The 19,018-nt window shown below is 65.0% G+C and carries 14 protein-coding genes; 9 read left to right on the top strand and 5 right to left on the bottom strand.

Annotated features, from left to right (window positions below; all coding sequences use genetic code 11):
- Positions 1-90 precede the first annotated feature (90 nt).
- Positions 91-1,776, bottom strand: coding sequence for a 3-(methylthio)propionyl-CoA ligase (locus BGRAMDRAFT_RS11785; RefSeq protein WP_006048961.1), 1,686 nt, complete (start codon positions 1,774-1,776; stop codon positions 91-93).
- A gap of 221 nt (positions 1,777-1,997) precedes the next feature.
- Between BGRAMDRAFT_RS11785 and BGRAMDRAFT_RS11780 the strand changes: the two genes are divergently transcribed.
- The 5 genes from BGRAMDRAFT_RS11780 (at position 1,998) to BGRAMDRAFT_RS11760 (ending at position 5,844) form a co-directional block, all read left to right on the top strand.
- The gene (locus BGRAMDRAFT_RS11780) at positions 1,998-3,554 is read left to right on the top strand and encodes a protein adenylyltransferase SelO (protein ID WP_006048960.1); all 1,557 of its coding nucleotides are present in this window, start codon (positions 1,998-2,000) and stop codon (positions 3,552-3,554) included.
- 61 nt (positions 3,555-3,615) lie between these two features.
- A complete protein-coding gene (gene msrB, locus BGRAMDRAFT_RS11775) occupies positions 3,616-4,038 on the top strand; it encodes a peptide-methionine (R)-S-oxide reductase MsrB (RefSeq protein ID WP_006048959.1) in 423 nt (140 codons plus the stop codon).
- 171 nt (positions 4,039-4,209) lie between these two features.
- Positions 4,210-4,740: a septation protein A gene (locus BGRAMDRAFT_RS11770; protein WP_006048958.1), complete on the top strand. Its 531-nt coding sequence runs from the start codon at positions 4,210-4,212 to the stop codon at positions 4,738-4,740.
- 1 nt (position 4,741) lies between these two features.
- On the top strand, positions 4,742-5,053 hold the full coding sequence (locus BGRAMDRAFT_RS11765) for a BolA family protein (protein WP_006048957.1): 312 nt from the start codon (positions 4,742-4,744) through the stop codon (positions 5,051-5,053).
- 11 nt (positions 5,054-5,064) lie between these two features.
- Positions 5,065-5,844, top strand: coding sequence for a peptidylprolyl isomerase (locus tag BGRAMDRAFT_RS11760; protein WP_006048956.1), 780 nt, complete (start codon positions 5,065-5,067; stop codon positions 5,842-5,844).
- A gap of 55 nt (positions 5,845-5,899) precedes the next feature.
- On the opposite strand, the gene BGRAMDRAFT_RS11755 is transcribed toward BGRAMDRAFT_RS11760, so the two are convergent.
- From BGRAMDRAFT_RS11755 to purL, 3 genes are all read right to left on the bottom strand, one after another.
- Positions 5,900-7,192 (bottom strand): HipA domain-containing protein, encoded by a 1,293-nt coding sequence (locus BGRAMDRAFT_RS11755; RefSeq protein WP_006048955.1) that lies wholly within the window; start codon positions 7,190-7,192, stop codon positions 5,900-5,902.
- Positions 7,182-7,508: a helix-turn-helix domain-containing protein gene (locus tag BGRAMDRAFT_RS11750; protein WP_085962920.1), complete on the bottom strand. Its 327-nt coding sequence runs from the start codon at positions 7,506-7,508 to the stop codon at positions 7,182-7,184. The genes BGRAMDRAFT_RS11755 and BGRAMDRAFT_RS11750 overlap by 11 nt, the downstream gene beginning before the upstream one ends.
- Positions 7,509-7,785: 277 nt before the next feature.
- Positions 7,786-11,880: a phosphoribosylformylglycinamidine synthase gene (gene purL / locus BGRAMDRAFT_RS11745; RefSeq protein WP_006048953.1), complete on the bottom strand. Its 4,095-nt coding sequence runs from the start codon at positions 11,878-11,880 to the stop codon at positions 7,786-7,788.
- 350 nt (positions 11,881-12,230) lie between these two features.
- On the opposite strand from purL, the gene BGRAMDRAFT_RS11740 reads away from it, so the two are divergent.
- The 3 genes from BGRAMDRAFT_RS11740 to pgi all read left to right on the top strand — a co-directional run bounded on the left by BGRAMDRAFT_RS11740 (position 12,231) and on the right by pgi (position 17,336).
- On the top strand, positions 12,231-13,538 hold the full coding sequence (locus BGRAMDRAFT_RS11740) for an FAD-dependent oxidoreductase (protein WP_006048952.1): 1,308 nt from the start codon (positions 12,231-12,233) through the stop codon (positions 13,536-13,538).
- A gap of 245 nt (positions 13,539-13,783) precedes the next feature.
- Positions 13,784-15,370 carry a bifunctional ADP-dependent NAD(P)H-hydrate dehydratase/NAD(P)H-hydrate epimerase gene (locus tag BGRAMDRAFT_RS11735; protein WP_006048951.1) on the top strand — a complete coding sequence of 529 codons (1,587 nt, stop codon included), beginning with the start codon at positions 13,784-13,786 and terminating at the stop codon, positions 15,368-15,370.
- 343 nt (positions 15,371-15,713) lie between these two features.
- The gene (pgi, locus tag BGRAMDRAFT_RS11730; RefSeq protein ID WP_006048950.1) at positions 15,714-17,336 is read left to right on the top strand and encodes a glucose-6-phosphate isomerase; all 1,623 of its coding nucleotides are present in this window, start codon (positions 15,714-15,716) and stop codon (positions 17,334-17,336) included.
- A 188-nt stretch (positions 17,337-17,524) separates the two neighbouring features.
- On the opposite strand, the gene BGRAMDRAFT_RS11725 is transcribed toward pgi, so the two are convergent.
- Complete coding sequence (locus BGRAMDRAFT_RS11725; RefSeq protein ID WP_029968371.1) at positions 17,525-18,211, bottom strand: ABC transporter ATP-binding protein; 687 nt, start codon at positions 18,209-18,211, stop codon at positions 17,525-17,527.
- On the opposite strand from BGRAMDRAFT_RS11725, the gene BGRAMDRAFT_RS11720 reads away from it, so the two are divergent.
- Entirely contained in the window at positions 18,210-18,956 is a 747-nt protein-coding gene (locus BGRAMDRAFT_RS11720; protein ID WP_044020871.1) for an arylesterase, read from the top strand. The two genes, BGRAMDRAFT_RS11725 and BGRAMDRAFT_RS11720, sit on opposite strands and share 2 nt — an antisense overlap.
- The last annotated feature ends 62 nt before the right edge of the window (positions 18,957-19,018 follow it).

Raw genomic sequence — 19,018 nt, 5'->3', positions numbered from 1 at the left:
GAATGCGCCGGCCTTCGTCTTCAGCTTAGGTCGGCGGTTCCGGTGTCAGCAGGCAGAATACACAAAAAAGCACGCTCGTTCAATTTACGATCAGGCGGGGTTTCCCCTGGCGAGCGGGCAATCGCCTTCGTGCATGCGGTCTTCGAGCGCGGACGGCAGCACATGATCGCGGAAAATATCGCGCAGCTTGAGCTTCTGCAGTTTGCCCGTCGCCGTATGCGGCAGTTCGTCGACGAACACGACGTCGTCCGGAATCCACCACTTGGCGACCTTGCCGTTGTAGAACGCGAGCAGTTCGTCGCGCGTCACGTCGAGGCCCGCGCGCTTGACCACGACGAGGAGCGGCCGCTCGGTCCACTTCGGATGCGCGCACGCAATGCACGCCGCTTCGGCCACTGCGGGATGCGCGATCGCGACGTTTTCCACGTCGATCGAACTGATCCATTCGCCGCCCGACTTGATCACGTCCTTCGAGCGGTCCGTGATCTGCAGGAAGCCGTCGTGATCGATGGTCGCGACATCGCCGGTCGGAAACCAGCCGTCCACGAGCGGCGAGTCGTCCTTGCGGAAATATCGGTCGATCACCCACGGCCCACGCACGTACAGATCGCCGAACGCGACGCCGTCCCACGGCAACTCCTGTCCGTCGTCGCCGACGATCTTCATATCGACGCCATAGAGCGCATGCCCCTGCTTCTCGAGCAGTTTGCGCTGCTCCGCGACAGGCCGCTGCGATTGTTCCCACGTAAGTTTGGAGAGCGTGCCGAGCGGCGACATCTCTGTCATGCCCCATGCATGAATGACCTGCACGCCGTAGTCGTCGACGAAGCTGCGCAGCATCGCCGGCGGACACGCGGAGCCGCCGATCACCGTGCGCTCCAGCGACGAAAACCGCGAGCCGCTTTCGCGCAGATAGTTGAGCAGGCCGAGCCAGACGGTCGGCACGCCCGCCGAATACGTGACGCGTTCGCGCTCCATGAGTTCGAACAGCGACTTGCCGTCGAGGTCCTTGCCGGGGAACACGAGCTTTGCGCCGGTGAGCGGCGCGGCGTGCGGGATGCCCCATGCGTTGACATGGAACATCGGCACGACGGGGAGCACGGAATCGCGCGCGGACAGCGCCATCGCATCGGGCAAGGACGCGCCGAACGCATGCAGCACCGTCGAGCGATGCGAGTACAGCGCGCCTTTCGGATTGCCGGTCGTGCCCGACGTATAGCAGAGATACGACGCCTGACGCTCGTCGATGAGCGGCCACTCGAAGTCGCCGTCGTGCGCGTTCACGAGCGTTTCGTAGCTGAGCACGGGCGTTTGCATGGCCGGCAGATGCGCTTCGTCGGCGAGCGCGATCCAGCCGCGCACTTTCGGACATTGCGGCGCAAGCCCGTCGACGAGCGGCGCGAACGTGGTGTCGAACAGCACGTAGGCGTCGTCGGCGTGATTGACGATGTAGGCGATCTGATCGGGAAAGAGCCGCGGGTTGATCGTGTGGCACACCGCCCCGAAGCCGGTCGTGCCGTAGTACGTTTCGAGATGCCGGTAGCCGTTCCATGCGAGCGTCGCGACGCGCTCGCCGGGCTGCACGCCAAGCGCGATGAGCGCCTGCGCGAGTTGCTTCGCGCGCCGTTCGCAATCGCGATAGGTATAACGGTGGATGTCGCCTTCAATGCGCCGCGACACGATCTCGGCGGTGCCGAAATGCCGCGCGGCGTGCGCAAGCAGCGAGGACACGGTGAGGGGCACGTCCATCATCTGGCCAAGCAGCGGCATCGTCATAAAGAGTCGTCTCCTCGCCTTTTGCTTTTCAAAGAGTGCGGATCCGAAAGCGCCGTGCGCGGAAAACCCGCCGCGGCAGTGAAATTGCTGAAGCAGTCGGCAAGCGGGCCGGCGGCTCGCCACGCATCGGCAGCCACGCGGCCCGCGCGGCTTACGTGCCGGGCCGCCAGCAGCGCCGCGGGTGCGGACTTACAATATCGGTTAATAGTGAGGCGCTCAACATGTCGTTTTCCCCAAGCATTGCAGGCCTGTCCGGGCCTTTGGCGGCACTTTCCGAAGCTCTTTCCACCTCCAACGAAAACGCGTTCGCGCAGCTTGGCAGCACGTTTGTCACGCGTTTGCCGGCAACGCCGCTCAACGCGCCGTACGTCGTCGGTTTCTCTTCCGAGACCGCGGCGATGCTCGGCCTGGAGCCGGGGCTCGAAAAAGATCCGGGCTTCGCCGAGCTGTTTTCGGGCAACGCCACGCGCGAATGGCCGGCAGACGCGCTGCCCTATGCATCGGTCTATTCGGGGCATCAGTTCGGCGTGTGGGCGGGTCAACTCGGCGACGGCCGCGCGCTCGGACTCGGCGAAGTCGAACAAGACGGCCAGCGCTTCGAGCTGCAACTGAAAGGCGCGGGCCGCACGCCCTATTCGCGCATGGGCGACGGCCGCGCGGTGCTGCGCTCGTCGATTCGCGAGTTCCTGTGCTCGGAGGCGATGCATCATCTCGGCATTCCGACCACGCGCGCGTTGTGCGTGATTGGCTCGGACCAGCCCGTGCGGCGCGAGGAAGTCGAAACGGCCGCCGTGGTCACGCGCGTCGCGCCGAGCTTCGTGCGCTTCGGCCACTTCGAGCACTTCTATTCGAACGACCGCACGGACGCGCTGCGCGCGCTCGCCGATCATGTGATCGAGCGCTTCTATCCGCATTGCCGCGAAGCCGACGACCCGTATCTCGCGCTGCTGAACGAAGCGGTGCTGTCCACCGCCGACCTGATGGTCGAATGGCAGGCCGTGGGCTTTTGCCACGGCGTGATGAACACCGACAACATGTCAATCCTCGGTCTGACGATCGACTACGGCCCGTTCGGCTTCATGGACGGCTTCGACGCCGGCTATATCTGCAATCACTCCGATTCGCAAGGCCGTTACGCGTACCGGATGCAGCCGCAAATCGCGTACTGGAATCTCTTCTGCCTCGCACAAGGGCTCTTGCCGCTGCTCGGCGAACGCTATGAAGAGAGCGTGCGCGGCGACAAGTCGATCGAAGACGCGCAGCGGGTGCTCGCCGGTTTCAAGGACCGCTTCGGTCCGGCGCTCGAGCGGCGCATGAGCGCGAAGCTCGGACTCGAGATCGAGCGCGACGGCGACGCGGCGCTCGTGAATCGCCTGTTCGACGTGATGCACGCGAATCGCGCCGATTTCACGCTGACGTTCCGCAATCTCGCGCGTCTCTCGAAACGTGACGCGAGCGGCGACGCGCCGGTGCGCGATCTGTTCCTCGATCGCGCCGCGTTCGACGCGTGGGCGAACGACTATCGCGCGCGGCTGTCCCATGAAACACGCGACGACGCGGCGCGCGCCATTGCAATGAACCGCGTCAACCCCAAATTCGTTCTTCGCAATCATCTGGCGGAAACGGCGATCCGCCGCGCGAAAGAGAAGGACTTTTCCGAACTGGAGCGTCTGGCCGCCGTGCTGCGCCGTCCGTTCGACGAACAGCCCGAGCATGAAGCGTATGCCGGCTTGCCGCCCGACTGGGCAAGCTCGCTCGAAGTGAGCTGCTCGTCGTGACGCGCGCGACGCCGCATCGCGCGAACCGCGCTCCCACCCAAGCCCGAGAGAGGAACCGACCATGAACAATCCCGACGACCTCAAGCACGACGCCCCGGCCGTGCAGAAAGACGACGCCGAGTGGCGCAAGCAGCTTTCCGACATCGAATATCAGGTGACGCGGCACGCGGCCACCGAGCGTCCCTTCACCGGCCGCTATCACGATCACTGGGATCGCGGCATCTACGACTGCGTCTGTTGCGGCACGCCGCTGTTCGAATCGGATACCAAGTTCGACGCCGGCTGCGGCTGGCCGAGCTACTTCAAGCCGATCAACGGCGAAGTGATCGCGGAGAAGACCGACCGCTCGCACGGCATGCTGCGCATCGAGGTGCAATGCAAGAACTGCGGCGCGCATCTCGGCCACGTGTTCGAGGACGGCCCCGCGCCGACCGGTCTTCGCTACTGCATCAATTCGGCTGCGTTACAATTCGAGCCCAAGTAACGCAGCGCGTGCGCTGATGGCGGGACACGACGAGTGGTTGGCGGCCGCTTGCACGGTCCGCCAGGCGCCGTCGGTCGTGATGCTGAAGCTGAGCGCCCGGCGCAGCCAGCCAGTTGGCGGATCACGGCGCCCCTGCCTCTCCGACCCACTCTCCGAATTCCCCGTCCACACATGAAATTTCTGTTCGATCTGTTCCCGATCATCCTGTTCTTCGTCGCCTTCAAGGTGTGGGGCATCTTCACGGCGACGGCAGTGGCGATCGTCGCCACGCTGGTGCAGATCGCGTGGGTGGCCTTCCGCCATCGCAAGGTGGACCCGATGCTGTGGGTGAGCCTCGGCGTCGTCACCGTGTTCGGCGGCGCGACGCTCGTGCTGCATAACGACACCTTCATCAAGTGGAAGCCGACCGTGCTGTACTGGGCTTTCTCCGTCGTGCTGATCGTCTCGCAACTGGCCTTCAACAAGAACCTGATCGAAGCGATGATGGGCAAGCAGATCACGCTGCCGCACGCGATCTGGGGCAAGCTGAATGTCATCTGGGCGATCTTTTTCGTGCTGCTCGGGCTGCTCAATCTGTTCGTCGCGTACAACTACACGACCGACCAATGGGTCAATTTCAAACTGTTCGGCGCGACCGGCTGTCTGGTGGTGTTTATCGTCGGGCAAAGCTTGTGGCTGTCGAAGTACATGAAGGAGGAATGACATGAGCGACGTGTTCATGCACGCCACCACCGCCGAGCGCGCCGCGCTGATCGAGGCGCGTCTCACGGCTGCGCTCGCGCCCATCGCGTCGATCCAGATCACCGACGACAGCGCGCAGCACGCAGGCCACGCCGGAGCCTCTGCCGGCGGTCATTTCAGCGTCACGATCGTGGCCGCCGCGTTCGCCGGGAAGCCCCGCGTGGCGCGGCATCGCATGGTGTATGATGCGCTGGCCGACGCCATGCAGCGCGGCATTCATGCCCTTGCCATCACGGCTTACACGCCCGAAGAATTCGCTTTGTTGCCCCGCTAGGAAACCTTCCGATGACCTTGAAGAAAACCCGCCTTTGGGTATTGCTGGCTGCGTTTGCGGCCGCACCTGCATTCGCACAGAACATCGCCGTGGTGAACGGCACGCCGATTCCGAAAGCGCGCGCCGACGCGCTGATCGATCAACTGGTTCATCAAGGCCAGCAAAACACGCCGCAGTTGCAAATGGCAGTGCGCGAAGAGCTCGTGAATCGCGAGATTCTGATGCAGGAAGCGCTGCGCCGCGGGCTGCCGAATCGGCCGGACATCAAGGCGCAAATCGCCGTCGCACAGCAAACCGTCGTGCTGCGCGCGCTGATCGAAGACTTCGTGAAGAAGAACACGCCGAGCGACGCGGAAGTCACCGCTCGCTATAACGCGCTCATCAAGGACGCGGGCGGCAAGGAGTATCACCTGCATCACATCCTCGTCGACAACGAACAGCAGGCGAAGGACCTGATCGCGAAGATCAAGGGCGGCGCGAGCTTCGAAGATCTCGCCAAGCAATATTCGAAGGACCCCGGTTCGGGCAAGAACGGCGGCGACCTCGACTGGTCCGATCCGAAAGCCTACGTGCCCGAGTTCGCGGACGCGGCCACGCATCTGCAGAAAGGCCAGATGAGCGAGACGCCGGTGCATACGCAATTCGGCTGGCACATCATCCGCGTGGACGACGTGCGCAGCATCACGCCGCCGCCGCTGGAACAGGTGCGCCCGCAGATCGTGCAGCAGATTCAGCAGGAAAAGCTGCAGGCGTTCGAAGAAGGTCTGCGCAAGAACGCGAAGATCCAGTAAGCGGCAAGCCGGTTCGCTTCATGGCCCCGTTCAGTCGATGACTGAACGGGGCTTTTTATTTGCGCAGCGCACGGCTCATTTCAGCAAGCGGCATTGCAACGATCGAATCGAGCAGGCGGACTTCGCCGGCATTCGGCTGCGCGATTTCGTCGACGGCCCGCCGCGTGTTCGCGACTTTCGCGTCGGCCAGTGCCAGCATTTCGTCCAGCAATTTCTCGCAGCCTTTCAAAGGAAGGCGCAGTGCTTGCCCGAACTCGAGCATGTTCTTCCTGGAGATGTCGGCGAAACGCGTGGCCTGACCGACCGGCATGGTCAGATCGCAGTCGGGCCAGCGGTCCTGATTGTGCGGCTGGTAAGTCGGCGTGTGATAGACGACTGTGCTCACCAGGTCATAGAACGGCGCGAGCATGTAGCCCCGGAAAGTCGCGAAAAACGACACGTTCTTGAGATGCGAGTCCGCATTGCCGATAAGCACATTGAAGATGGCCCAACGGAACAGATGCAGCCGCGCGACGGCTCGCGTGCTGGTTATCTCGATGGCATCGCTCAATACCTGCGCGTTCGCGTTCCGGTATTTGAAGCTGCGGTCGTAGTTCAGCAGCTGCATCGCGTCGATCGTGTGCAGGCGCCGAACCGGCTCGCTGGAGATGTCGCGATCGAAGCGGTCGATCACATAACACGCCGACGGCACGCGCAGAAAATGCGTGGGCGGCACCGGCAGACCCATCGCCTGCGCCAGTCGCATGCAGAAAAATTCGTTGATTGCCGAATGCGGATAGCCGGTGCTTCGCATGTCGGGCTTCAGCAAATGCATGGACGGCTCGCTGCCTAGCGGCTCGAGAAGCTCGTACTCCGGTGCATTGCCCCTTAACGTTAAAAGAAGTTTCTGCTGCGCGCCAGCCGCCGACATGCGCTTGGGTGCGGTGGCGGTCAGCGCGCGTTCGGGCATGGCGCGAATGCGCGCGTCGAGATTGGCGTACGACAACGGTTGCAAACCGCCCGAAGCCTCGCGCTCGCCTTCCGCGAGCAGAGTCAGCGCGCCTGCCGATTCCCGGCCGTAGTAGGCGAGCAGACCCCAGGCATCGTTTGCATCGACTGTGGCTTCGCGAGCAAGCGCCGCTCGCATTTCTTCTTCGGGCAACAGATTGTCGAAGAACCATTGAACCGGCCTCTCGCTCGAGCCATCCACAAAAGACGCGGACTGGAACGCGAAAGCGGGCGACAGCGCGAACGCGTCGCCGTAGCCGAGCCATTCCTCGTCGTAGGTGAACGACCAGACGCCGTTTTCATCGCTCACGGTGCCGACGCGCCGGCGGTTAGCGTATGCGACGAGTGTTCTAGCCGCCACGATTGCTCCGCCGGCGACGAGGTGCACCTGCGGCCGCGGCCGCAGGAAGATCGACGGGGGTCTCGGCGCGCAGTGTTATGCCGAGTTCGCCAAGCAGATGCAATACCTTGCCGATCTGCGCCGTCGTCTTGCCCGCCTCGATGTGGCTGATGAATTTGGGCGACAGGCCGGTGGCAAGCGCGACGTCGTCTCGCGTGAGCCCTTGCGCGAGCCGCGATGCTCGCGCCAGTTCGCCCAACTGCGCAATGTCAGTAATCAACACTCCGGATTCCCGCACTTTCGACTCCCTTCGCCGTCCGTATCCGCTCGGGAACATTATGGCATAGCGCAGCGGTGCAAAGCCGTTTTCGTACCCGAGCGGATACGAAGCGGGCCAAAATGGGGTGAAACCGGGTGTTTCGTACCCGAGCGGGTACGAAATCGGTGAAAAGCGGGAGAAATGAGGTGTTTCGTACCCGAGCGGGTACGAAGAGAAGTGGAGCGAAGCGACCGCGAGGGCTAGGACCGCGACCTGCGCCTCGGCGCAGCGGAACAGGCTGCCGCGAAAGACGCGGCAGCCTGTTCTACGGCTCTACCGGCTACGCTCCACGCGATCAGCCCAACCAGCGCCGTGCGTTCTGGAACACGCGCAGCCACGGGCTTGCGTCGGTGGCGCCCTCGCCCCAGCCTTCCGGATGCCAGCTCATCTGCACCGCGCGGTGCACGCGCTCGGTGTGCGGCATCAGTACCGTGAAGCGGCCGTCCGGCGTCGTGACCGACGTGATGCCGTCCGGCGAACCGTTCGGGTTGAACGGATACTGCTCGGTCGCCTGACCGCGGTGATCGATATAGCGCATTGCCACCGCGACCTTCGACGCATCGCCCTGCTGCGAGAAGTCCGCGTAACCCTCGCCGTGCGCGACCGCGACCGGAATGCGCGAGCCTTCCATGCCGGCGAAGAAAATCGACGGCGAAGCCTCGACCTGCACGAGCGAAAAGCGCGCTTCGAATTTCTCCGACTTGTTGCGCGTGAACTTCGGCCAGGCTTCGGCGCCCGGGATCATCGACGCGAGGCTGCTCATCATCTGGCAGCCGTTGCAGATGCCGAGCGCGAAGGTGTCCGCGCGGCCGAAGAACGCCGCGAACATGTCGGCGAGTTGCGCGTTGAAGCGGATCGCCTTCGCCCAGCCTTCGCCCGCGCCGAGCGTGTCGCCGTACGAGAAGCCGCCGCACGCAACCGCGCCGGCAAAGTCAGCGAGGTTCGCACGTCCCGCGAGCAGATCGCTCATGTGCACGTCGTGCGCGTCGAAACCGGCGCGGTCGAACGCATAAGCCGTTTCCAGGTGCGAGTTCACGCCCTGCTCGCGCAGGATCGCCACACGCGGACGCGCGCTCTTGCCGACGTACGGCGCGGCGACGTCTTCGGCGGGATCGAACGTCAGCACCGGCGTGATGCCCGGATCGGCGGCGTCGAGCAACGTGTCGTATTCGGCGTCCGCACAAGCCGGGTTGTCGCGCAGACGCGAAATGCGCCAGCTCACCTCGCTCCACGCGCGATGCAGTTCGACGCGAGGCGCTTCGTAGACCTTCTTCGCATCGCGATAAATTTCGATGACGTCGCGGTCGTTGATCTTGCCGATCACATGTGAGCAGGCCGCGAGGCCATGTTCGCGCAACGCGGCGAGCACCACGTCGCGGTCGGCTGCGCGCACCTGCACCACGGCGCCGAGTTCTTCGTTGAAAAGCGCGCGGATCGTGCGGTCTTCGCGGCGGCCGCTCGTCTGCTTCGCCCAGTCTTTGGCGTCGCCGTAATCGGACTCGTGATGCGGGTCGAGCACCAGCATGTCGACGTTCAGCGACACGCCGACGTGGCCCGCGAACGCCATTTCGCAGACCGTCGCCCACAGGCCGCCGTCGGAGCGGTCGTGGTAAGCGAGCAGCTTGCCGTCGCTGTTCAGCGACTGGATCGCGTTGAAGAAGCGCTTGATGTCTTCGGGCTCGTCGACGTCCGGCACCGTGTCGCCGATCTGCTGCGTGACCTGCGCGAGGATACTGCCGCCCAGCCGATGCTTGCCGCGGCCGAGGTCGATCGCGATCAGCACCGAGTCGCCCACGCCGTCCGCACCGCTCGCGCGACGCAGTTGCGGCGTGAGATGCCGGCGCACGTCTTCGACGGACGCAAAGGCCGAAATGATGAGCGACACCGGCGCGACCACTTCCTTCGCGACGCCACGGTCTTCCCATTTCGTGCGCATGGACAGCGAGTCTTTGCCGACCGGAATGCTGATGCCGAGCGCCGGGCACAATTCCATGCCGATCGCCTTCACCGTGTCGTAGAGCGCCGCGTCTTCGCCCGGCGCGCCGCACGCGGCCATCCAGTTCGCCGACAGCTTCAGCTTGTCGAGCGACGCAATCGGCGCCGCTGCGATATTCGTGATCGCCTCGCCAACCGCCATGCGGCCCGACGCCGGCGCGTTGATGACGGCGAGCGGCGTACGCTCGGCCATTGTCATGGCTTCGCCGCGGAAGCCCGCGTAGTCCATCGTCGTGATCGCGACGTCCGCGACCGGCACCTGCCAGGGGCCGACCATCTGGTCGCGCGCGGTCGTGCCACCCACCGAACGGTCGCCGATGGTGATGAGGAATGACTTGCTCGCGACCGTCGGATGACGCAGCACGCTGACCGCGACTTCGGAGAGCGCGATGCCGGTCACATCCACCGCTTGCAGTTTGGACTCGAGGCGCTTGACGTCGCGATGCATGCGCGGCGCCTTGCCGAGCAGCACTTCCATCGGCATGTCGACCGGTTGATGCGCGTTGTCGTCCTTCAGTTCCGGATCGATCAGCTTCAGTTGACGCTCGGCCGTGGCCGTGCCGATCACGGCGAACGGACAGCGCTCACGCTCGCACATGGCCTGGAACGCCGGCAAATCGGCCGGCGCAATGGCCAGCACATAACGCTCTTGCGCCTCGTTCGACCAGATTTCGCGCGGCGACAAACCGCTTTCCTCGAGCTGAATCTTGCGCAGATCGAACAGCGCGCCCTTGCCTGCTCCGTCGACCACTTCCGGAAACGCGTTCGACAAACCGCCCGCGCCCACGTCGTGAATGCTCAGAATCGGATTCTTGTCGCCGAGTTGCCAGCACGCGTTGATGACTTCCTGCGCACGCCGCTCGATTTCCGGGTTGCCGCGCTGAACCGAGTCGAAGTCGAGTTCGGCTGTGTTCGTGCCCGTCGCCATCGAACTCGCCGCGCCGCCGCCCATGCCGATGCGCATGCCGGGGCCGCCGATCTGAATCAACAGTGAGCCTTCCGGCAAGTCGTGCTTGTGCGTGTGCTGATCCGAGATATTGCCGATGCCGCCCGCGATCATGATCGGCTTGTGATAACCGCGCACGAGGCCCGCCACATTCTGCTCGTAAGCACGGAAATAGCCGCCCAGGTTCGGCCGGCCGAATTCGTTGTTGAACGCGGCGCCGCCGAGCGGCCCATCGATCATGATTTGCAGCGGCGAAGCGATACGGTCCGGCCGGCCATACGCTTCGTACTTATTGTTCGGATTGCGATGCGCGAGCGGCTCGGCGACGTCGCGCGCGTTTTCCCATGCCTCGACGGCGTCGGGCAATTCCAGGTTCGACACCGTGAAGCCCGCGAGGCCGGCCTTCGGACGCGCGCCGCGGCCCGTCGCGCCTTCGTCGCGGATCTCGCCGCCCGCGCCGGTTGCGGCGCCGGGGAACGGCGAAATCGCGGTCGGGTGATTGTGCGTTTCGACCTTCATCAGCGTGTGCGTGAGTTCGACGCTGCGGCGATAGTGCTCGGGCAATTCGTTCTCGCCGAGCTGCTCCTGCGTGCGCGGGAACCAGCGCTCGGCCATGCCGCCCGCCATGATCGCCGAGTTGTCCGAATACGCGACGATCGTGCCTTGCGGATTGAGCTTCTCGGTATTGCGGATCATGTTGAAGAGCGAGATGTCCTGCTTCTCGCCGTCGATGGTCCATTCCGCGTTGAAAATCTTGTGACGGCAGTGCTCGCTGTTGGCCTGCGCGAACATCATCAGTTCGACGTCGGTCGGATTGCGGCCGAGTTTCGTGAAGGCGTCGACCAGGTAGTCGATTTCGTCGTCGGCGAGCGCGAGGCCCAGTTCCGTGTTCGCGGTTTCCAGCGCGCCGCGGCCCTGGCCCAGCACGTCGACGGTTTGCAGCGGCCTGGCCGGCAGTTCGTCGAACAGATGCAGCGCGTAATCGCGCGACGGCGCGACGCTCTCGGTCATACGGTCGTGCAACGCGGCGGCGACGGCCTCACGGGCTTCGTCGGAGAGCGCCTTCTTGCCGCCGAGCAGCCCGCTTTTCAGCGTGACCGTGTACTCGACGCCGCGCTCGATGCGGCGCACCTGCGTAAGCCCGCACAGATGCGCGATGTCCGTTGCCTTGCTCGCCCACGGCGACACCGTGCCGAAGCGCGGCACGACGAGGAACGTCTCTGCGGCGCCGCGCTCTTTGACTTCTTCGAGCGGATGGCCGTAGTGCATCAGCGCCTCGACTTTCGCGTTGTCTTCAGCGGAAAGCGGAGCGTGCGCGTTGACGAAGTGCAGGTATTGTCCGCGCACGCCCGTGATGTTCGGGTCGATGCGCGTGAGCGTTTCGAGCAGGCGGGTTTGACGGAAATCGGAAAGGGCCGAAGCGCCGGGGAAACACGAGAAGTGGGCCATGGACTTGACGTTGCGTCGCTCAATGATGCCGAAGAGTCGCGCGTGATGGCGACATGAGGCGGAAAGGAAGTCCGGGATTATACCCCGGGAACGGGCTTCCAGCGGCCTGCGACGTGGGCTCGCCCGCGCTCCGCGAGGCGCTCTCGGCCATGCTCCGGCGCGCCGCGCGCGGTCGTTGACTGCTATCATTCGCCCTTTCATCAGATCGGTGCGAGCAAGGCGTGGCCTTGCGCCGGCCTCACGTCGCGAGCCGCGCCGGACTTCGTTCCGGAAGTCTTGGCTGCGCGCGAGGTGCGGCCGCGCCGCATGTCACGCCTCGGCGCCTCGCCTCGGCAAATCGAATCAGAACAATGGATGTCATCGTCATTGGCGGCGGGATTGCTGGCGTCGCCACCGCTTATCAGCTACGCGCGGCCGGCCACCGGGTATGCGTCGTGGAGCGCCACGCCACCGTCGCGCAGGGCGCCACCTATGGTCACGGCGGCACGGTCCTGCCGACGCCGCTCGATGTCTGGTTCGGCCCGACCTTCATGGCAAGCCGGCAGAACGCGAAAAACGGCGTGATCAGCAAGCCCGGCTTCAGCGGCCCGGCGCGCCAGTTCGTGAAGAAGCTCGCCGCGTTGCAGGAGCCGGACGAGTTCGGTCATCAGTACGAGATGCTGCGGCCGCTCATCGAGTCCTCGCGCGAGGCGATGGCGGACATGGAAGCGCGCTTTGGCTACGAGTTCGAACAGGCAAGCGGCCTGCTCTATCTGGTGCGTTCCGCGCAGGAGTGGCAGCAGTTGCAGCCCGCGCTCGGTCTGCTGGCGCTGCACCACGTGCCGCATCGTGTGCTCACTCCCGCGGAATGCGCGGCCTACGAGCATTCGGTGCGCACCGAGCCGGAATTCGCGGGCGGCGTGGTGTTCGATCACGAACGAACCGCCAATTGTCCGCTCTTCACCAAGCTCATCAAGCAGACGCTCGACAACCAGGGCGGCGTGCAGTTCATGCTCGGCTGCGAGGTCTCGTCGATCCGCCTCGACGGCCAGCGCGCGGCGGTCGAACTTGCGTCGCGGCCAGGCGAAACTTCCCGTTCGCGCGAAGTCGACGTGATTCACGCGGACGCCGTTGTGGTTGCTGCCGGCCAAGGCAGTCTCGCGCTGCTCGAGCGCCTCGGCTTGCGACTGCCGCTCTATCCGCTGCGCATTCACACGCTGGTCGCACCAATCGCGCATGAGGAGTGCGCGCCGCACGTGGCCATCGTCGATGCGGTCAAGCGCATCACGATCAGCCGCATGAATCACCGTTTGCGGATTGCCGGCGGCGCGGTCCTGCAAGCCGCCAACCAGCTCGACAAGCCGCTTGGCGAGGCGCTGACCAAGGAAGCGCTCGCGCTCCTCGGCCAGGCCACGCATGACTGGATTCCCGGCGCCGCGCGCATCTCGGCGGCCTTGCCGTGGGAAGGCGTCAAGCTGTTGTCGCCGGACGGACTGCCCGTGGTCGGCAATGCGCTGCATCCACGGCTTTTCGTCAATGTGGGGCATGGGCCCGCGGGCTGGGGCCTCGCCTGCGGAGCGGGCAAGCTGGTCGCGGATCTGATCTCGGGCAAGACGCCGGATCTGCCGGCGGAAACGCTCGCCGCGTTGCAGGCCGAGCGGTTCGGGCAAGGGGTTTAAGCGCTGCGCGGGCCGTGGGACGTAGCCACGGTTTTGCGAATGCCGTTCGCGCCCGGCCAGCGCTAGCAGTGCCGCCGGCGCTTTGCATGGCCGCGGACCAGCTCGCCTCATCTCACTTCATCTCGCCTCGTCTCATCTCGCCTGGCCAAACTGCCACGCGGCGCGTCCATCGGCACTACCATAGCGATTCCAGAAGCTCTCGCGCCTGACCCAAGGTGCTCGCCTTGTTCTCGCCCTGCCTCGCCATGACCGATGCCGACCTCACGCCGCCAACGCTGATCCGCCCGCAAAACCGCGCGCTGCCGCTGCTCACGCTGACCGATCTGCGGATCGCCGAAACGCAAGCCGCGGCATCGCTGCCCGCGCACACGCTGATGGACCGCGCCGGCAAGGCGGCCGCCAGCTTCCTGCGCGAACAGATCACGCGCGACACGTCGACGGAAAAATCCCGCCAGCGCGTCTGGCTGATCGCCGGCCCCGGCAACAACGGCGGCGACGCGCTGATTCTCGCGACGCAACTGCACAAGGCGGGCATCGCCACGGAACTGTGCATGCCCGTCGAAGTGAAACCGGACGACGCCCGCTGGGCGCTCGACACGGCGCGCGCGAACGGCGTCTCGATCACCCAGGCGCCGCCTGCTTCGTTCGATGGGTACACGTGGCTTGTCGACGGCATGTTCGGCATTGGCCTCGCGCGCCCACTGGAAGGCGTGTTCGCCGACATCGCGCGCCGGCTTTCGCAGCGCACGCGGGCCCGGCCGCATGGCGGCGGCGTGCTGGCGCTCGACGTGCCGAGCGGCCTCGACAGCGACACCGGCACGATCGTCGGCGATGGCGACGCCGCGGTGCGCGCGACGCACACCGTCACGTTCATCGCCGGGAAGCCGGGTCTTTTCACCGCGCAGGGCCGCGATCTTGCCGGCGCGGTGACGGTCGCGCCGATCGGCATCGACAGCACGGCGCGCGCCTCGGTTCGGCTGAACGCGCCGGAACTGTTCGCGACGTTCCTGCCGCCGCGCGACTTCGCGACCAACAAGGGCACGTTCGGCAGTCTCGCGGTGGTCGGCGGCGACACCGGCATGTGCGGCGCGCCGATTCTGGCATCGCGCGCCGCGCTTTTCTGCGGCGCGGGCAAGGTCCACGTCGCGCTGCTCGGCGCGGGCGCCCCGCCCTACGACCCGCCGCATCCCGAACTGATGCTGCATGCCGTCGACGATCTGCCGCTCGACAAAATGGACGCGCTGGCGGTGGGCTGCGGCATGGGCCACGGCGAGCGCGCCACGCGCGTGCTGCGCGACGTGCTGCAACTCGACGTGCCGAAGCTGCTCGATGCCGACGCGCTCAATCTGATTTCGAACGACGCGGCGTTGGCCGCAGCCGTCACCGCGCGCGGCGTCGAAGGCGATCCGTGCGTGCTCACGCCGCATCCGCTGGAAGCCGCGCGCCTGCTCGGCACCGACGCCGCCGGCGTGCAGCGGGACCGCCTCGGCGCGGCGCGCGCGCTCGCTGCGCGCTTCGCGAGCGTGGTGGTGCTGAAGGGAACGGGCACGGTGATCGCCGCACCCGACGGCCGTCTCACGATCAATCCGACCGGCAATGCCGCGCTCGCGACGGGCGGCACCGGCGACGTGCTCGGCGGCATCATCGGCGCGTTGCTCGCGCAACGCCTGCCGGGCTACGAAGCGGCGCTCGCGGGCGTCTATCTGCACGGACTCGCCGCCGACACGCTCACCGCGCAAGGTCACGGCCCCGCCGGACTGACGGCGGGCGAACTCGCGCCGATGGTGCGCAGCCTGATGAACCGCATGTTCTATCCGTCGACGCAATCATGAGTGATGGCGCGCTGAGCGGCATCGCGCCGCGTGCGGCAAGAGGCGTCCTATACCGGGTGGCTAAAGCCCTGCCGCCTGTCACGCAACGCCGCTATACTGAGTGACTGCGTGACCCACTGTGTAGATAGACCGCGCTAAGCGATTATGTTCGCAGCGTGTCGCATGCAGTGCCTCGCGAATCGCGATGGATTCCACGAACCGCGGCGAAGCGCCGCATGGTGCCGCAGCTTCTGAAATTTCACCACGAACGCGGCCGTGCGGTCTCGCTCTAACAGCATCGTTGCATCATCCCTGGCGGCGCTTCGCGCGCGCCTTTCTTCGTGCCCCTGGTTAGACGGACGCTATGACCCAGAACTCGCTCCCCTCCTGGTCCTCGCTGCAAACGCATTACGAGCAGATTCGCAATGCACACCTGCGCGACTGGTTCGCCCCCGAGAACGATCCCGCGCCCACGCGTGCCGAACGCTTTGCGTTCGCCGGCGGGGGTCTCGCGGCCGACTTTTCGAAGAACCGCATCACCGACGACACGCTGAAGCTGCTCGTGCAACTCGCCCGCGAAGCGGGCGTCGAAAAGCGCCGCGACGCGATGTTCGCGGGCGAAGTCGTCAATCCGACCGAAGGCCGCGCGGCGCTGCATACCGCGCTGCGCGCAAGCAGCCCGAGCGCGCCGTTTCACGCGCAGGTGCAAGCCGAGCGCGCCAAGATGGCCGCGTTCGCCGACCAGGTGCGCAGCGGCGCGTGGACCGGCTACACGGGCAAGCGCATTCGCCACGTGGTGAACATCGGCATCGGCGGCTCGGACCTCGGGCCGAAAATGGTCGTGCACGCGCTGCATCATCTGGCTACGCCCGAGATCGCCATGCACTTCGTGTCGAATGTGGACGGCGCGGATCTCTACAACGTGATGCAGCAGATCGATCCCGAAGAGACGCTCGCCATCATCGTTTCGAAGACCTTCACCACGCTCGAAACCATGACGAACGCGCGCTCGCTGCGCGACTGGTTCATCGAGAAAGGCTGCCCGGAAAACGCGCTCGCGAAGCACTTCGTCGGCGTATCGGCGAACCCTTCGGAAGTGGTCAAGTTCGGCATTGCGCAAGAGAACGTGTTCGAGATGTGGGACTGGGTGGGCGGCCGCTATTCGCTGTGGTCGGCAGTCGGTCTGTCGATCATGATCGCGGTCGGACCGCAGCAGTTCGGCGAGCTGCTCGCGGGCGCCAACGAAATGGACGAACATTTCCGCACCGCGCCGCTCGACAAGAATTTGCCCGTGCTGCTCGGCATGATCGGCATCTGGTATCGCAACTTCTTCGGCTCGCAGAGCTATCTCGTCGCGCCGTATTCGGAAGCGCTGCACTACCTGCCTTCGTATCTTCAGCAACTGGAGATGGAGAGCAACGGCAAGTCGGCGCGTCTGGATGGCGCGATGGTCGACTATCCGACCTCCGCCGTGACGTGGGGCGAGCCGGGCACGAACGGCCAGCATGCGTTCTTCCAGATGCTGCATCAAGGTCCGACCATCGTGCCGATCGACTTCGTCGCCGTGCTGACGCCTGAGCATCCGCTCGTCAATCATCACGCGAAGCTGCTCGCCAACTGCTTCGCGCAAAGCGAAGCGCTGATGCTCGGCCGCACGCTCGAAGAAGCGAAAAAGGTCGCCGGTCCGGACAAGCCGGAGCTTGCGCCGCACCTCGTGTTCCCAGGCAACCGTCCGACCAGCACGCTGATTCTCGACGCGCTCACCGCACGTTCGCTCGGCGCGTTGATCGCGCTGTACGAACACAAGGTGCTGGTGCAGGCGTCGGTGTGGAACATCAATCCGTTCGATCAATGGGGCGTCGAGCTGGGCAAGATTCTCGGCAAGGTGGTTGAAGCGGATCTCACCGCGGCAAGCGTCGATGAAAAGAAACACGATTCGTCGACGTCGGCGTTGATCGCAAGGGCGCGGGCGGCTTTGAAGCGCTGAGATTGGTGCGCTGGTCGAACCGGCGCATTTGCGGTCGGCGTGTTCGATATGCGTTGCGCTGTGTGAAGTAGAAAGCGGGCCTTTAGCGGCCCGCTTTTTTTCGACCTAACGGCATGTGTCGCGCTTACTGGTTGTAGCTCGCTGACGAGCGCGGTCTTAACCGCGCTCGTGTGCCTCCTCCACCCCGCTCACGCCAGACGCCCCGCTTCGATCGTCACTGTCGTATCGCAGCGGCGCGCCAGTTCGACGTCGTGCGTGACGAGAATCAGCGTTGCGCCATTCGCGCGATTCATCTCGAACATCAGGTCGATCACCGCGTGGCCGGTCGCGGCATCGAGACTGCCGGTCGGTTCATCGGCGAAGAGAATGGCCGGGTGCGTGACGAACGCGCGCGCCAGTGCGACGCGTTGCTGTTCGCCGCCCGACAGCAGCTTCGGATAATGACCGGTGCGCTGTCCGAGGCCGACTTGCTCGAGCAGCCGGCGCGCGCGCAGCGCGGCCTCGCGGGTGCCGATACCGCCTTGCAGTTCGAGCGGCAACGTGACGTTTTCGAGCGCGGTCAAATGCGGCATCAACTGGAACGACTGGAACACGAAGCCGACCGAGCCGCTGCGCAATGCCGCGCGCTCGTCTTCGTTCAATGTCGTCAGCTCGCGGCCGAGCAGACGAACCGAGCCGGCGCTCGCGCTGTCCAATCCTGCGAGCAGGCCGAGCAGCGTAGACTTGCCCGACCCGGACGCGCCGACTATCGCGACACTGCTGCCGGCCTGGATAGCCAGGTCGATGTTGTCGAGAATGGTCAGTTCGCCCGTTGCATCCTTAACCTTCTTGCACAAACCCCGCACTTCAATGACTGGATCAGTTTTGTTTAGCATGGTGAAGCGTAGGTTGAAAGTGCGCGCCATCAGGCGTTGCGCCAACGCCATTATTCCGGCAACGAGCTCAGTGGTAATCGGCTCGGTCGTATTGGCCGCGGCCTTGCTATCGGCGAGTTTCGCGGTTCGCGCGGCTAATGTACCCAACGCAGCCAACGCACCGAATGCGCCCGAAGCGGCCAGGCCGGTGATCGTCGTATTGGGCGACAGCATCTCCGCCGAATACGGCCTGCCCCGCGATACGGGCTGGGTTGCGTTGCTGCGCCAGCGCCTGACCGAAGAGCGAATCGATTATAGCGTTGCCAACGCGAGCATCAGCGGCGACACGACGAGCGGCGGACGAGCCCGCTTGCCGGCGCTCATGCAGCGTTTGAAGCCAAGCATTGTGATCGTGGAACTCGGTGCGAACGACGCGTTGCGCGGCGTGCCGCTCGCCACGACCGAAGCGAACCTGCGCACGATCATCGAAGAGGCGCAGCAAGGTCACGCGAAGGTCGTGCTCGTGGGCATGTACGTGCCGCCTAACTACGGCCCCGACTATACGCAAAAGTTCCACGGCATCTATGGCCAGCTCGCGAAGCAACTGCGCGTGCCGCTCGTGCCGTTTCTGCTCGCCGGCATTGCCGACAAGCCCGATATGTTCCAGGCAGACCAGATTCATCCGACGCAGCAGGCACAGCCAGTGCTACTGAACAACGTGTGGCCTGCTGTGAAGCCACTCCTTCGTGCAAGTTCGCCGCGCTAGGCAGGCGGCTAGCAACTTGTGTCCGACATCACGGGAACACGGATCGGCGCGCTCTATCTCAC

It is taken from the genome of Paraburkholderia graminis C4D1M (genome assembly GCF_000172415.1).
Lineage (GTDB): Bacteria > Pseudomonadota > Gammaproteobacteria > Burkholderiales > Burkholderiaceae > Paraburkholderia > Paraburkholderia graminis.
This window is presented reverse-complemented; position numbering and strand designations above follow the sequence as displayed.

Excerpts from the sequence above, each read along its gene's own strand:
- BGRAMDRAFT_RS11785 (WP_006048961.1), bottom strand. The coding sequence starts at position 1,776 with ATGACGATGCCGCTGCTTGGCCAGATGATGGACGTGCCCCTCACCGTG.
- BGRAMDRAFT_RS11780 (WP_006048960.1), top strand. The coding sequence starts at position 1,998 with ATGTCGTTTTCCCCAAGCATTGCAGGCCTGTCCGGGCCTTTGGCGGCA.
- msrB (WP_006048959.1), top strand. The coding sequence starts at position 3,616 with ATGAACAATCCCGACGACCTCAAGCACGACGCCCCGGCCGTGCAGAAA.
- BGRAMDRAFT_RS11770 (WP_006048958.1), top strand. The coding sequence starts at position 4,210 with ATGAAATTTCTGTTCGATCTGTTCCCGATCATCCTGTTCTTCGTCGCC.
- BGRAMDRAFT_RS11765 (WP_006048957.1), top strand. The coding sequence starts at position 4,742 with ATGAGCGACGTGTTCATGCACGCCACCACCGCCGAGCGCGCCGCGCTG.
- BGRAMDRAFT_RS11760 (WP_006048956.1), top strand. The coding sequence starts at position 5,065 with ATGACCTTGAAGAAAACCCGCCTTTGGGTATTGCTGGCTGCGTTTGCG.
- BGRAMDRAFT_RS11750 (WP_085962920.1), bottom strand. The coding sequence starts at position 7,508 with ATGTTCCCGAGCGGATACGGACGGCGAAGGGAGTCGAAAGTGCGGGAA.
- purL (WP_006048953.1), bottom strand. The coding sequence starts at position 11,880 with ATGGCCCACTTCTCGTGTTTCCCCGGCGCTTCGGCCCTTTCCGATTTC.
- BGRAMDRAFT_RS11740 (WP_006048952.1), top strand. The coding sequence starts at position 12,231 with ATGGATGTCATCGTCATTGGCGGCGGGATTGCTGGCGTCGCCACCGCT.
- BGRAMDRAFT_RS11735 (WP_006048951.1), top strand. The coding sequence starts at position 13,784 with ATGACCGATGCCGACCTCACGCCGCCAACGCTGATCCGCCCGCAAAAC.
- pgi (WP_006048950.1), top strand. The coding sequence starts at position 15,714 with ATGACCCAGAACTCGCTCCCCTCCTGGTCCTCGCTGCAAACGCATTAC.
- BGRAMDRAFT_RS11720 (WP_044020871.1), top strand. The coding sequence starts at position 18,210 with ATGGTGAAGCGTAGGTTGAAAGTGCGCGCCATCAGGCGTTGCGCCAAC.
- BGRAMDRAFT_RS11725 (WP_029968371.1), bottom strand. The coding sequence starts at position 18,211 with ATGCTAAACAAAACTGATCCAGTCATTGAAGTGCGGGGTTTGTGCAAG.